The sequence below is a fragment of the Aeromonas sp. R5-1 genome (genome assembly GCF_040908265.1).
Classification (GTDB): Bacteria; Pseudomonadota; Gammaproteobacteria; order Enterobacterales; family Aeromonadaceae; genus Aeromonas; species Aeromonas caviae.
The window spans coordinates 42,001-54,771 of the sequence record NZ_JBFODJ010000010.1 but is presented as its reverse complement, the minus strand read 5'-3'; the positions used below and the strand labels follow the sequence as shown (position 1 = coordinate 54,771).

At 64.2% G+C, this 12,771-nt stretch carries 9 protein-coding genes; 6 read left to right on the top strand and 3 right to left on the bottom strand.

Annotated elements, in window-relative coordinates; all coding sequences use genetic code 11:
* Window positions 1-5: 5 nt before the first annotated feature.
* From hisA to hisIE, 6 genes are all read left to right on the top strand, one after another.
* Window positions 6-752, top strand: a complete 747-nt coding sequence (hisA, locus tag AB5Y64_RS01255; protein WP_319893494.1) for a 1-(5-phosphoribosyl)-5-[(5-phosphoribosylamino)methylideneamino]imidazole-4-carboxamide isomerase — start codon at window positions 6-8, stop codon at window positions 750-752.
* Window positions 753-884: 132 nt separating this feature from the next.
* Window positions 885-1,994, top strand: a complete 1,110-nt coding sequence (locus tag AB5Y64_RS01250; RefSeq protein WP_010674688.1) for a two-component system response regulator — start codon at window positions 885-887, stop codon at window positions 1,992-1,994.
* Window positions 1,987-4,140: a PAS domain S-box protein gene (locus AB5Y64_RS01245; protein WP_262512563.1), complete on the top strand. Its 2,154-nt coding sequence runs from the start codon at window positions 1,987-1,989 to the stop codon at window positions 4,138-4,140. Before AB5Y64_RS01250 ends, AB5Y64_RS01245 begins: the two co-directional genes overlap by 8 nt.
* Entirely contained in the window at window positions 4,137-8,108 is a 3,972-nt protein-coding gene (locus AB5Y64_RS01240; RefSeq protein ID WP_368203087.1) for a PAS domain S-box protein, read from the top strand. Before AB5Y64_RS01245 ends, AB5Y64_RS01240 begins: the two co-directional genes overlap by 4 nt.
* Window positions 8,109-8,286: 178 nt before the next feature.
* Window positions 8,287-9,060 (top strand): imidazole glycerol phosphate synthase subunit HisF, encoded by a 774-nt coding sequence (hisF, locus tag AB5Y64_RS01235; protein ID WP_010674684.1) that lies wholly within the window; start codon window positions 8,287-8,289, stop codon window positions 9,058-9,060.
* On the top strand, window positions 9,053-9,688 hold the full coding sequence (gene hisIE / locus AB5Y64_RS01230; protein ID WP_029314506.1) for a bifunctional phosphoribosyl-AMP cyclohydrolase/phosphoribosyl-ATP diphosphatase HisIE: 636 nt from the start codon (window positions 9,053-9,055) through the stop codon (window positions 9,686-9,688). The genes hisF and hisIE overlap by 8 nt, the downstream gene beginning before the upstream one ends.
* 92 nt (window positions 9,689-9,780) lie before the next feature.
* Here the strand turns inward: hisIE and AB5Y64_RS01225 are convergent, their stop codons facing one another.
* From AB5Y64_RS01225 to AB5Y64_RS01215, 3 genes are all read right to left on the bottom strand, one after another.
* Complete coding sequence (locus AB5Y64_RS01225) at window positions 9,781-10,101, bottom strand: hypothetical protein (RefSeq protein WP_042881380.1); 321 nt, start codon at window positions 10,099-10,101, stop codon at window positions 9,781-9,783.
* A gap of 66 nt (window positions 10,102-10,167) precedes the next feature.
* The gene (locus AB5Y64_RS01220; protein WP_368182011.1) at window positions 10,168-10,866 is read right to left on the bottom strand and encodes a helix-turn-helix transcriptional regulator; all 699 of its coding nucleotides are present in this window, start codon (window positions 10,864-10,866) and stop codon (window positions 10,168-10,170) included.
* 190 nt (window positions 10,867-11,056) lie between these two features.
* The gene (locus AB5Y64_RS01215) at window positions 11,057-12,679 is read right to left on the bottom strand and encodes an acyl-CoA synthetase (RefSeq protein WP_171865391.1); all 1,623 of its coding nucleotides are present in this window, start codon (window positions 12,677-12,679) and stop codon (window positions 11,057-11,059) included.
* Window positions 12,680-12,771 lie beyond the last annotated feature (92 nt).

Genomic DNA, 12,771 nt, shown 5'->3' with positions numbered 1-12,771 from the left:
CAGGCATGATTATTCCCGCAATCGACCTTATCAACGGTCAGGTCGTGCGCCTCTACCAGGGCGACTACGGCCAGAAAACCGCCTACAGCGACAACCCGCAGGCCCGCTTCGATGACTATGTCAGCCAGGGGGCGGCGCAGCTGCACCTGGTGGATCTGGACGGCGCCAAGGATGCCAAGGCACGCCAGTTGGCCCTCATCGCCCAGCTGCTGTCCGCCACCGAGGCACCGGTGCAGGTCGGCGGCGGCGTGCGCAACGAACAGGACGTGGCCGACTTGCTGGCGGCCGGCGCCAGCCGGGTGGTGATCGGCTCCACCGCCGTCAAATCCCCGGATCTGGTGGCCAGCTGGATGGAGAAATATGGCCCCGAGCGCATCGTGCTGGCGCTGGATGTCAACATCGATGAACAGGGCAACCGCCACATCGCAGTAGCTGGCTGGCAGGAGAACAGCGGCATCTCCATCGAGGCGCTGATCGAGCGCTTCCTCCCCGCCGGACTCAGACACGTGCTCTGCACCGACATCAGCCGTGACGGTACCCTGGCGGGCACCAACGTCGAACTCTACCGGGATCTCTGTGCCCGCTACCCGAGCGTCGGCTTCCAGGCCTCCGGCGGTATCGGCGGTCTGGCGGATATCGAGGCGCTCAAGGGAACCGGCGTCAAGGGGATCATCCTCGGCCGTGCCCTGCTGGAGGGCAAGTTTGACGTGGCAGAAGCCATTCGCTGCTGGGGTGACGGCCGCGCTGCGTGACGCGCCCCTTTCCGGCATCAGACAGCCTGCCCATCCGGGCAGGCCTCTTTCTCCCCGATGGGGGCGAACCTTATGATTTGGCAGCAATTGGCTCTATACTCGACCTCACAGGGATAGCGTCATGGAAGACATATGTTGACACCTCACAACGCCACCATCCTGATCGTCGACGACTCACCCGAAAATCTGATGGTACTGACCGAATTGCTTTCGCCTCATTACCGCGTGCTGGCTGCGCAGAGCGGGGAAAAATGCCTGCGCATCGTCAGCGCGGATCCAAAGCCTGACCTCATCCTGCTGGATGTGATGATGCCCGGCATGGATGGTTATGAAGTGCTCAGGCAATTGCGTCAGTCCCCGATCAGCAGCCGTATTCCCGTCGTTCTGCTCACCGCCCTCGCCGACCCCCAGAGCGAGGAGTTCGGCCTCTCCCTCGGCGCTGCCGATTACATCACCAAGCCCATCAAGCCGGTGGTCGTTCAGGCCCGGGTGCGCACCCAGCTGGAGGCCAAGCAGGCCCGTGACGGCCTGCAAAACCAGAATGCGGCGCTGGAAGCCGAGGTCGCGCGGCGAATGGCGGAAAACGACCTGATCCAGCAGGTCTCCATCCGCGCACTCGCCCATCTGGCGGAGATCCGCGACCCCGAAACCGGCAACCATATCCTGCGCACCCAGGGCTACGTGCGTCTGCTGGCGAGCGCCCTGGCTGATCACCCCCGTTTCGCCGATACCCTGACCCCGGGTTACATCGACCTGCTGAGCCGCTCCGCACCGCTTCATGATATCGGCAAGGTGGGCATTCCCGACCACATCCTGCTCAAGCCGGGCAAGCTGACCCCGGAGGAGTGGCAGATCATGCGCACCCACGCCAAGCTCGGCAGCGATGCCATCGAGGAGGCCGAACAGGACATGGAGCAGCCCCTGGCCTTCCTCACCCTGGCCAAGGAGATCGCCCACTGGCACCACGAGAAGTGGGATGGCAGCGGCTACCCGGATGGCTTGCAAGGGGACGCCATACCCCTCTCGGCCCGCCTGATGGCGCTGGCAGACGTGTTTGACGCCCTCATCTGCGCCAGGGTCTACAAGCCGGCCATGAGCTACGACGAGGCTCGCGCCCTCATCCTCTCCGGCAGTGGCCACCATTTCGATCCCGATGTCGTGACCGCCTTCGATCGCCATTTCGACGCGTTCGTCACCATTGCCGAACGCTACCAGGATGGCAGCGAGGCCGTGGATGGCTGAGGCACCCCTGACCCGGGCACATGTGCTCAACGTCGTGCTCACCTATGCCGCCGTGGCAAGCCTGTGGATCCTGCTCTCCGACAAGGCGGTGGAGTGGCTGTTCAGCACCCCTGCCCAGTTCGCCATGGCAAGCACCATCAAGGGCTGGCTCTTCATCCTCATCACGGCCCTCATGCTTTATGCCATGCTGCGTCGTCGCATTGACACCACCGGCAGCACACCTGTCTTTACGAGGCGTCAATGGATCCCCTTCCTGTTGCTCAACGGGCTCATTTTGGCCCTGACCGCCATGGCCATCGCCCGCAACATCGAACTGGCACGCAACAAGGAGGTGGCTCGTCTCGAAGCCATCGCGGATCTCAAGAGCCAGCGCGTCACCGAGTGGCTCGGAACCCACGAGCAGGATATTCACCAGCTCATAAAGGGTCTGAGCAGTACTGATTTCTATCGTCCCGGACAAGCACCATCCTCACCCGAAGCGATCACGCCACCACTGGCAAGGCTACTCGAATTCATCTCGGTACGCGGATTTCACGGTGCGGCCGTGTTCAATCCTGCCGGACAGCCCCTGTGGCATACCCCGGGTGGCGACACCATGAATGCCACGTTGCGTGACGCCCTGCCACGGCTCGAGCAGGGCAACGTCATGCGTCTTGGTCCCTATCTCGATGATCGCGGTCACGCCAGGCTGGACTTTCTGGTCAATCTGGAGGTTGCTGCAGGACCTGCCCCCGTGCTGGTGATGCAGATAAGCGCAAATCGCTGGCTCGATCAGATCCTGGGGGCCTGGCCCGTCCCAGACAGCAGCGGAGAAGCCATTCTGTTTCGCCAGCAGGGGGATCAGGTCCACTATCTGAGTAGCCTGCGCTATCGCCCGGAACCGGCTCTCACTCTGCACTATCCCGTCACCCACCCCACCCTGCTGGCTGCCCAGTATTTGCGGCTCGCCGAACGCGGCGTGCCCCAGGTACTCTATGGCCAGGATTACCGGGGCAGCGAGGTCTTCGGGGTTGTCTATCCGGTCATGAACACGGACTGGTACCTGCTGGCCAAGATCGACAAGGCGGAACTCTACCAGGCCACCTTCAAGGAGAGCGTCTGGATCGGTCTCATCGGCCTGCTGGTGCTCTTTGTCACCAACGCCGGCATCATCCTGCTGCGCCAGCACACCCGGCTGCAGATGGCCGAGCAGCTTCAGCATTCCCAGTCCCAGCGGCTGGAGGCGTTGCAACTGCTCTCCACCATCGCCGACAGCTCGGAAGACGCCATCTTCGCCAAGAACAAGGAGGGCAGATACATCCTCTTCAACCGGGCCGCCAGCCAGTTTGTCGGCAAGCCGGTTGACGAGGTGCTGGGCCAGGATGATCTGACGCTCTTCCCGCCGCAGCAGGCGCAGATGCTGATGGCATCCGGGCGCCAGGTCATAGAGCGCAACCGGGTGCAGACCGAGGAGGAGTACCTGACCCTGCCCGATGGCGAGCATGTGTTTCTCGCAACCAAAGGCCCCTTGCAAGACAGCGAGGGGCAGGTGATCGGGATCTTCGGCATCTCTCGGGACATCACGGACTTCAAACGGGCCGAGGCCGACTTGCGAGAGCGCGAGGGACTGTTCCGTGCACTGGTGGAGCAATCCCTTGCCGGGATCTACATCATCCAGCAGGGTCGGCTCTGCTACATCAACCCCTGTTTTGCCCGACTGTTTGGCTATGACACCCCGGGGGCGCTGATCGCCGTTGGCCAGTTACACGCCCTTGCCGCTCCCAGGGACAGCACCAGGGTCGCCGAGCTGGTGCACGCGTGCGAGCAGGACGCGCGCGATATCCACACCCGCTTCAGTGCCCTGCATCAGCACGGGGAATCCCTGGAGGTCGAGCTGTACGGGCGGCGCGTCGACTACCTCGGCCAGCCCGCCATCATCGGCATTCTGCTCGACGTCACCGAACGGGAGCAGGTTGAACAGGCCCTGACCCGCCAGGCCAGCGAGCTGCGCCAGCAGAACCATGAGCTGGAGCGGTTCAACAAGGTGATGGTGGACAGGGAGCTCGCCATGCTGGCCCTCAAGCACCAGATCAACGGGCTCTCCCGTCAGCTCGGAGTGCCGCCCCCCTATCCCCAGGCCCCCATGCCACCGGAGGATCTCCCATGATGAGCTGGTCACCCCTGTGGCATGTGCGCCCCTCCACCCAGCGCTGGGGGATCTCCCTACTGGCCGTGCTGCTGCCCGTTCTGATGTTGCAAATCCGGGTCCAGCTGCCCATCGCCTTTGGCGAGCGACCGCTGCTGGTTCTCTTCATGTTGCCCATCATCATTTGCGCCCTGTTGGGGGGCTTGTTGCCAGGTCTGCTCTGCACCCTGATCACCGCCCTGGTCACCAGCTATTTCATGCTCCCCCCCATTTATTCACTGAGTGTCGAGGCTGGCCAGGATCTGGTGCAATGGTGCCTGCTCATCGCCAACGGTCTGCTCATCAGCGTGCTCAGTGCCGCCTTTCATCGCGCCCGGGCCAGAGAGGTCCTGCGCTGGCAGGAGCTGATGAACACCCAGAACCAGTTGCAGCAGAGCGAGAACCGCTTCCAGGTCACCTTCGAACAGGCTGCGGTCGGCATCGCCCTGGTCTCCCCCGATGGACACTGGCTGCGTGTCAATCAGCGACTGTGCCACATCCTGGGCTACCGGGCCGACGAGCTCACCGGGATGACATTCCAGCAGTTGACCCACCCGGACGATCTCTACCTCGATGAGGTCCACGTCGCCCGGGTGCTGGCGGGGACAATCCCCCACTACACCCTGGAGAAGCGCTACCTGCACAAGGGGGGCGAGATCATCTGGACCACTCTGACGGTGGCCCTGGTGCGCGACGCCGAAGGCAATCCCGACTACTTCATCTCCATCATCGAGGACAACCGGCAGAACAAGGAGACCGAGGAGGCGCTGCGCCGCAACGAAGCCATACTGCGCGAGTCCCAGCGTCTCGCCAAGATAGGGAACTGGCGCTGGCGCGTGGCCGATGACAGCCACTTCTGGTCACCGGAGATCTATCGCATCTATGGCCGGGATCCGGCCCTCCCCCCCGCCGTCTATCCCGAGGTCAGAAAATACTTCACTCAGGAGGGGTGGCACACGGTGGCCCAGGCCGTCGAGCGCTGCAGGATGGACGGGCAGCCCTACGAGTGCGATGCCGAAGTGATCACGGAGCAGGGGGAGACCGCCTGGGTCATTGCCCGCGGGGCGGCGCTCAGGGACAGGGATGGCACCATACTCGAGCTCTACGGCACCGTGCAGGACATCACAGAGCGCAAGCTCGCGGAGCAGCGCCTGCAACACAATCAGCAGATGGCGCTCGATACCCAGCGTCGTGCTCGCCTCGCAGCCCTGAACCTGATGGACGACGCCATCAGTGCACGGGTGCGCGCCGAAACCGTCAGCAGCGCCCTGCGCGAGAGCGAGCAGCGCCTGCTGATGGCCCAGGAAGGGGCCCATGTCGGCATCTGGGAATGGGACATGGTCAGCAACCGTCTCTTCTTCTCGCCGGAATGCGCCCGCCTCTATGGCCGCAGTGCCGAGGTGCTCGGCGAGCTGGCCGCCTGGCAGGCCTGCCTGCATCCGGATGACAGGCCCCGCATCGAGCAGTTGCTGGCGGAGCGGGCGGTCAGCGGCGCCCCCGTCGAGCTGGAGTTCAGGATCCTGCTGCCAGATGGCGTCATCCGCTGGCTGGTGAGCAAAGGGAGCGTCTATCGGGACGCCCAGCAGCGACCCGTGCGCCTCCTTGGCATCCATCTGGACATCACCCAGAGCAAGCTGGCCGAGCAGCAGTTGCGCCAGTTGTCCCTGGCCCTCGAACAGAGCCCTGACGGCGTCTTCATCACCGACACCCGGGCGCGCATCGAGTACGTCAACCCCGCCTTCCTCGCCGCCAGCGGTTACCAGCAGCACGAAGTGATAGGCCGGACCCCGTCCCTGCTGCGCTCGGGCCTCACCCCGGATGCCAGCTATGTCGCCCTGTGGGATGCCATCAACCACGGCCAGCGCTGGCATGGCGAATTCATCAACCAGCGCAAGGATGGCTCCCACTACCAGGTGCTGGCCACGGTGTCGCCGATCCGCCAGGAGAGCGGTGAAATCACCCACTACGTCACGGTCCAGGCCGATATCACCGAGAAGAAGCAGCTCGGCGAGGAGCTGGACCAGTATCGTTACCACCTGGAGGAGATGGTCAACGAGCGCACTCGGCAGCTGGCCCAGGCCCACCAGCGGGCCGAAAGTGCCAACCACGCCAAGAGCGCCTTTCTTGCCAACATGAGCCACGAGATCCGCACCCCCATGAATGCCATCCTGGGGCTCACCTATCTGCTCAAGCGCGACACCCGGGATCCCACCGACCTCGAACGGCTGACCAAGATAGACACTGCCGCCCAGCACCTGCTCAGCATCCTCAACGACATCCTGGATCTCTCCAAGATCGATGCGGGCAAGATGACGCTGGAGCTGACCGATTTCTCCCTCACCGCCATGCTGGACAACGTCCGCGCCCTGATGAACGACCAGGCCAGGGCCAAGGGGCTCACCATAGTGACGGACATCGGCGATACCCCCGCCTGGGTGCACGGCGACATCACCCGCCTGCGCCAGGCCCTGCTCAACTATGCGACCAACGCCATCAAGTTCACCGAGCAGGGAACCGTCACCCTGCGCGTCAGGCTGGCCCGCCCCCTCACCACCGGCTACCTGCTGCGCTTCGAGGTGGAAGACACCGGCATCGGCATCACCCCTGCACAGCGCGAGAAGCTGTTCCAAGCGTTCGAACAGGCGGATGTCTCCACCACTCGCAGATATGGCGGCACTGGCCTTGGCCTTGCAATCACCAGCCGGATCGCCGCCCTGATGGGGGGTGAGGTCGGAGTCACCAGCGAGCCAGGCGAGGGAAGCTGCTTCTGGTTTACCGCCAGGCTGTTCAAGGCAAAGGAGGACGCCCCTTCCCGGATCCCGTCCGAGCAGGGGAACCAACAGGCCTTCAGCTTCCCTCGCCACGCCCGGATCCTGCTGGTGGAAGACAACGCCATCAACCGGGAAGTGGTGCTCGAGCTCCTGTGCCACAGCGGCCTCGTCATCGAGACGGCCGTCAACGGCCAGGAGGCCCTGGCCCTCGTCAACCAGCATCCCTTCGACCTCATCCTGATGGACATACAGATGCCGGTGATGGATGGCTACAGCGCCACCCGCGCCATCCGGGCCCTGCCCGGCATGGACAGGCTGCCCATCCTGGCGCTCACCGCCAGCGCCTTCGAGGAGGACAGAAAGGCGAGCGCATCGGCCGGCATGAACGATTTCATTGCCAAGCCCGTCACCCCCGCCAAGCTGTTTGAAGCCCTGCAGCGCTGGCTGCCCCAGGGCAAGGTCCCCGAGCTTGCCCCGGATGACAGCACTCGCCATCCCGTGACAGGCCCCCTTGCCCGCCTGCAGGCACACCCGGGTCTGGATCTCGACCAGGGGCTGGCGGCCCTCAACGGCAATCAGGAGAAATACCTGGCCCTGCTTCGCTACTTCATCCATGAGCATGGCCAGGACATGACCCGGCTGCACCGCCACTTGCAGGCCGGGGAGCACAGCGATGCAACCCGCATGGTCCACAGCCTGCGCGGCGTGGCGAGCACCCTGGGGGCACATGAGCTGTCGCGCCACTGCCTGGCCCTGGAGCAGGCCATCGCGGACGGCAACACTGAGCCCACCGGACTCATGTCATCCATCGATGAAGAGATCGCCGCCCTTTGCGCTCTGCTCGGGGACGATCTCGCCGCCCCGACCACCGATCTGGTGCCTCTGGGGGATCAGTGGCGCCAGCAACTGCTGGGCCAGATGGAAGCCCTGCTGGTGCAAAGCGACACCGCCGTGATCCCCCTCTACGAGCAGTATGCCGGTCCCCTTCGCCTCATGCTGGGGTCTCGCAGCGACACCCTGACCAGGCAGCTGAAGGCGTTTGATTTTGATGCCGCCCTGCTCACCCTGCGCCAGCATATGGCAACGGACGAGACCCACCCGGACGATCGGGCTCCCCTCCCCGAGGCGCCAGCCTGCCATCCGGGACAGGTGAAGGGCGACAAAGGGTTGAATCACTGAATAAAGTCATGCATATAGTGGGGTGCCCAGAGGCGACGAGACGGCCTGCCGGGCCTGTCGTTTCCCCCGTCAGGGGCCCCCGTTCAAGGCATGCCAACCCTGTTCCCGTCCGCCGCCCGGGCCAACGCCGGCGGCAGAACGACGTTTCTTTAACCGTGCTTTACATGGAGCAATGAGCATGTTGTCAAAGCGTATTATCCCCTGCCTCGACGTCAAAGATGGCGTGGTGGTCAAGGGCGTGCAGTTTCGCAACCACGAGGTGATGGGCGGCATTGTCGACCTCGCCCGCCGCTACGCCGCCGAGGGCGCCGATGAGCTGGTCTTCTATGACATCACCGCCTCGAGCGACGAACGGGTAGTAGACAAGAGCTGGGTAAGCCGGGTGGCGGAAGTCATCGACATCCCCTTCTGCGTCGCCGGCGGCATCAAAAGCGTGGAGGATGCCCGCCAGATCCTGGAATTCGGTGCCGACAAGGTCTCCATCAACTCCCCCGCCCTGGCCGATCCCACCCTGATCACCCGGCTCGCCGAGCGCTTCGGCGTGCAGTGCGTGGTGGTGGGTATCGACTCCTACTTCGATGCCGCCCTCGGTCAATATCAGGTCAAACAGTTTACCGGCGACGAGAGCCGCACCCGCACCACCACCTGGACCACCCTGGAGTGGGTACAGGAAGTGCAGCGCCGGGGCGCGGGGGAGATAGTGCTCAACGTGATGAACCAGGACGGCATGCGTCAGGGATACGACCTTGAGCAGCTCAAGCTGGTGCGCGCCGTGTGCAAGGTGCCCCTCATCGCCTCCGGCGGCGCCGGGGCCATGGCGCACTTTCGCGATGCCTTTACCCTGGCCGACGTGGACGGGGCGCTGGCCGCCTCCGTGTTCCACAAGGGCCTCATTCCCATTCCCGAATTGAAACGCTGGCTGAAAAACGAAGGAGTCGCCATCCGTGAATAATCAAGCAGTAGACAATGCATTGCCGCTGGCCGAGCGCCTGGACTGGGCCAAGTGTGAGGGCATGATCCCCGCCATCGTCCAGCATTCCCTCAGCGGCGAAGTGCTGATGCAGGGCTTCATGACCCGCGAGGCGCTGGAAAAGACCCAGACCACCGGCCAGGTCACCTTCTTCAGCCGCAGCAAGCAGCGCCTGTGGACCAAGGGCGAGAGCTCGGGCCATGTGCTCAAGCTCGTCGCCATCACCACCGACTGTGATCAGGACTCCCTGCTCATTGCCGCCGACCCGGTCGGCCCCACCTGCCATCTGGGCAACCCCTCCTGCTTCGACGGCCACCCCGTGCCGCCGCTCGGCTTCCTGGCCGAGCTCGAACAGATCCTGGCATCACGCAAAGGGGCAGATCCCGCCACCAGCTACACCGCCAGCCTCTATGGCAAAGGCACCAAGCGCATCGCCCAGAAGGTGGGTGAAGAGGGGGTGGAAGTGGCCCTGGCCGCCATGGCGAAAGACAGAGAAGAGCTCATCAACGAATCCGCTGACCTGCTCTACCACCTGACCGTCTTGCTGCAAAACGAAGGCTTGGGTTTGAAGGATGTGGTGCAGCGCCTGCATGAGCGCCACACGAAGTAATTATTGAATTCTGTTCAACAAAACGGGCCCTATGGGCCCGTTTCATTTCATGATTGTCCCCTCGCCGGGGGATGGCAGGCCCCGCGCCGCCCTCAGCCGATACGGGTCCAGAAGCTCATGTTGACCGAGTGATGGTCAAGCAGGGTCAGGTACTCCCCTGCCACGTCGTTGTGCAGCCACTGCTGGCAGTAGGCTTCCACCAGCGACTGGCTGGGGGCCATCACCACGTCCGCATAAAGGCCGTCGGCGCCGCGCAGCAGGCAGTGCATGATGAGCCCGGATTGCTGGACAAGAAACTCGGACTCGACCCGCCGTGACAGGGCGAGCAAATCAGCCTCCGTCACCCCTTCCCTGAGCCTGAAGGTAGCAAATTCGACGCCCCCTGCCTCTTGCATGTCACCCTTGATGATCATCTCGTTTTCTCCGTTGTGGATGGTCTGGAGAACCCAGCATAACGAAGGGCTACTGACAGCCTTGTGTCAGTCCTGAATGACCTTTTCGGCGCCACTGCGCCCAGGGGGAAACGCGTCCGACTGGCGCAGGGCAAGGTAATCGGCCAGGGTCGCGCCAGATGGCGCCCCTTCTCCCGGTCGGCACGACGCCAGGGTGTCGATGCGATCCACCCTGAAATCCCGGTAGGCCCGGCGCAGCGCACACCAGGCGCCGAGCGTCCAGCATCCGCCCCAGTAGAAGAGCCCGAGGGGAAAGAGCTGACGTTCCGTCCTGCTGGCGCTGGCATCCCGGTAGCCAATGTGCAGCCAGTGACCGGCCGTGATGGCGTCGTGCAACCTGTCCCAGCGAGCGTATGCAGGCTGCGCCGTGGAATAGTCCGGCACCCGCACCACGGGGACGCGAGGTGCCCGGGCCTCCTTGGCGGGCAGGGCCGCCTCAATCTTGGCGAGCAGGGCGCGGGCCGGATCGGCCATCCCCTTGCCCGTCAGCACCGCCACCAGGTTCACCCCGGTGATGAGGGCCTCCAGCTCGGCCGCACTCAGTTGCAACGGGGCCATTTCGAACCCCTCGCTCAGCCGATAGCCCAGCCCGGCTTCCCCGTAAACCGGAATGCCCGCCAAAGAGAGATCGTCGATATAGCGGTAGATGGTGCGCTCCGACACGCACAGGCGCGTCGCCAGATCCCGGGCGGTCAGGGGTTGATGCGCCCGCAGCAGGTTGGTCAGTTGAAACAGTCGGTCCGATTTTCTCACAGGCATCCTCAGGCTGGCGGGACATGGCGGCCATGGTAAGCCGGGACGGGCTCGAAAGGCACGTCTTGTTGGCTGGCGACCGCTACCGGCGAGGCCCTGCTTCTTTGCATCACGCAACACAAAACGGGCCCGCAGGCCCGTTGATGGCGCGGCGCCTTTGTCGTCACACCAACTGCTTGCGCAGCATGAATTTTTGCACCTTGCCGGTGGAGGTCTTGGGCAGCGGGGTGAAGATGATGCGCTTGGGGGCCTTGAAGTGGGCCATCTGCTCGCGGCAGAACGCAATGAGCTCGGCCTGGGTGAGCTCGCGCCCCTCCTTGAGCTTGACGAAGGCGCAGGGCACCTCCCCCCAGGTCTCGTCCGGCATGGCGATCACCGCGGCTTCTTCCACATCGGGGTGGCGATAGAGCACGTCCTCCACCTCCAGGCTGGAGATGTTCTCCCCGCCGGAAATGATGATGTCCTTGGATCTGTCCTTGATCTCCACATAGCCGTCCGGGTGCCAGACCGCGAGATCCCCGCTTCGAAACCATCCCTGTGCCATCGCCTCTTCGCTCGCCGCCGAGTTCTTGAGGTAGCCCTTCATGACGATGTTGCCCCGCAGCACTATCTCTCCCAGGGTTTTGCCATCCATGGGGACCGGCTCGCCGCTGACGGGGTTGATGACCCGCATCTCCCCTTGCAGGGGGGAGGCCACCCCTTGGCGCGCCTTGAGACGGGAGAGCGTGGTGGCATCCTGCCCCTGCCAGCGTCTTTGCGGCTCGCACACCACGCAGGGGCCATAGGTTTCGGTGAGGCCATAGACATGGGTCACGGCGATCCCCATGGCCTCCATGCCGGCGATCACGGTGGCGGGCGGCGCTGCCCCCGCCGTCATCGCCTTGACGGGGTGGTCGAGTCCCTGCTTGAGGGCCGGATCGGCATTGTTGAGCATATTGAGCACGATGGGGGCGGCGCAGAAATGGCTCACCTTGTGTTCGCGCAGCGCCCCGTAGATGGCCGCCGCCTGCACGTGGCGCAGACAGACGCTCACCCCGGCGGTGGCCGCCAGGGTCCAGGGGAAGCACCAGCCATTGCAGTGAAACATCGGCAGGGTCCAGAGGTAGACCGGGTGCTTGGGCAGCTCCCAGGAGAGGGCATTGTTGACCGCATTGAGGTGGGCGCCGCGATGGTGATAGACCACCCCCTTGGGGTTCCCCGTGGTGCCGGAGGTGTAGTTGAGGGAAATGGCCTGCCACTCGTCCGCCGGCAGCCAGCCGGGTTCGTCCCCGTCCCCCAGGGCGATGAACCCCTCGTAGTCGAGCTCGCCGACCAGCTCCCCTTCCCGGTAGAGGGGATCGTCGATGGCGATCACCAGGGGCTGGCTGTCAATGAGAGAGAGCGCCTTTCGCACCAGGGCGCCGAACTCCCGATCCACCAGCACCACCTTGCTCTGGGCGTGCTGGAAGATGAAGGCCATGGCGTCCGCATCGAGCCGGGTGTTGATGGTGTTGAGCACGGCGCCGCTCATGGGCACCCCGAAGTGCGCCTCGAACATGGCCGGCACATTGGGGGCGACGATGGAGACGGTGTCCCCCTCGCCAATGCCGTGACGGCGCAGGGCCGAGGCGAGCTGGCGGCAGCGCCGCTCGGTCTGGGCCCAGCTCTGGCGCAGGGGGCCGTGGATCAGCGCCGGATAGTCGGGATAGACACGGGCGGCCCGCCCCAGAAAGCTCAAGGGGGTCAGCGCCTCGAAATTGGCGGGCGTCTTGCCAAGGCCGGCGTCGTACATGTTCTGCTCTGTCATCGGATCCTTCCTCACAGGGGCACAAAACGGGGTGGCTCTCGCGGTTCACCACGACCGGCATTGCGCCCTTATACGGAGCCAGGACGCCGGCG

What these genes read in the sequence shown, in the direction of transcription:
- hisA (WP_319893494.1), top strand. Translation starts at nt 6, where the DNA reads ATGATTATTCCCGCAATCGACCTTATCAACGGTCAGGTCGTGCGCCTC.
- AB5Y64_RS01250 (WP_010674688.1), top strand. Translation starts at nt 885, where the DNA reads ATGTTGACACCTCACAACGCCACCATCCTGATCGTCGACGACTCACCC.
- AB5Y64_RS01245 (WP_262512563.1), top strand. Translation starts at nt 1,987, where the DNA reads ATGGCTGAGGCACCCCTGACCCGGGCACATGTGCTCAACGTCGTGCTC.
- AB5Y64_RS01240 (WP_368203087.1), top strand. Translation starts at nt 4,137, where the DNA reads ATGATGAGCTGGTCACCCCTGTGGCATGTGCGCCCCTCCACCCAGCGC.
- hisF (WP_010674684.1), top strand. Translation starts at nt 8,287, where the DNA reads ATGTTGTCAAAGCGTATTATCCCCTGCCTCGACGTCAAAGATGGCGTG.
- AB5Y64_RS01225 (WP_042881380.1), bottom strand. Translation starts at nt 10,101, where the DNA reads ATGATCATCAAGGGTGACATGCAAGAGGCAGGGGGCGTCGAATTTGCT.
- AB5Y64_RS01215 (WP_171865391.1), bottom strand. Translation starts at nt 12,679, where the DNA reads ATGACAGAGCAGAACATGTACGACGCCGGCCTTGGCAAGACGCCCGCC.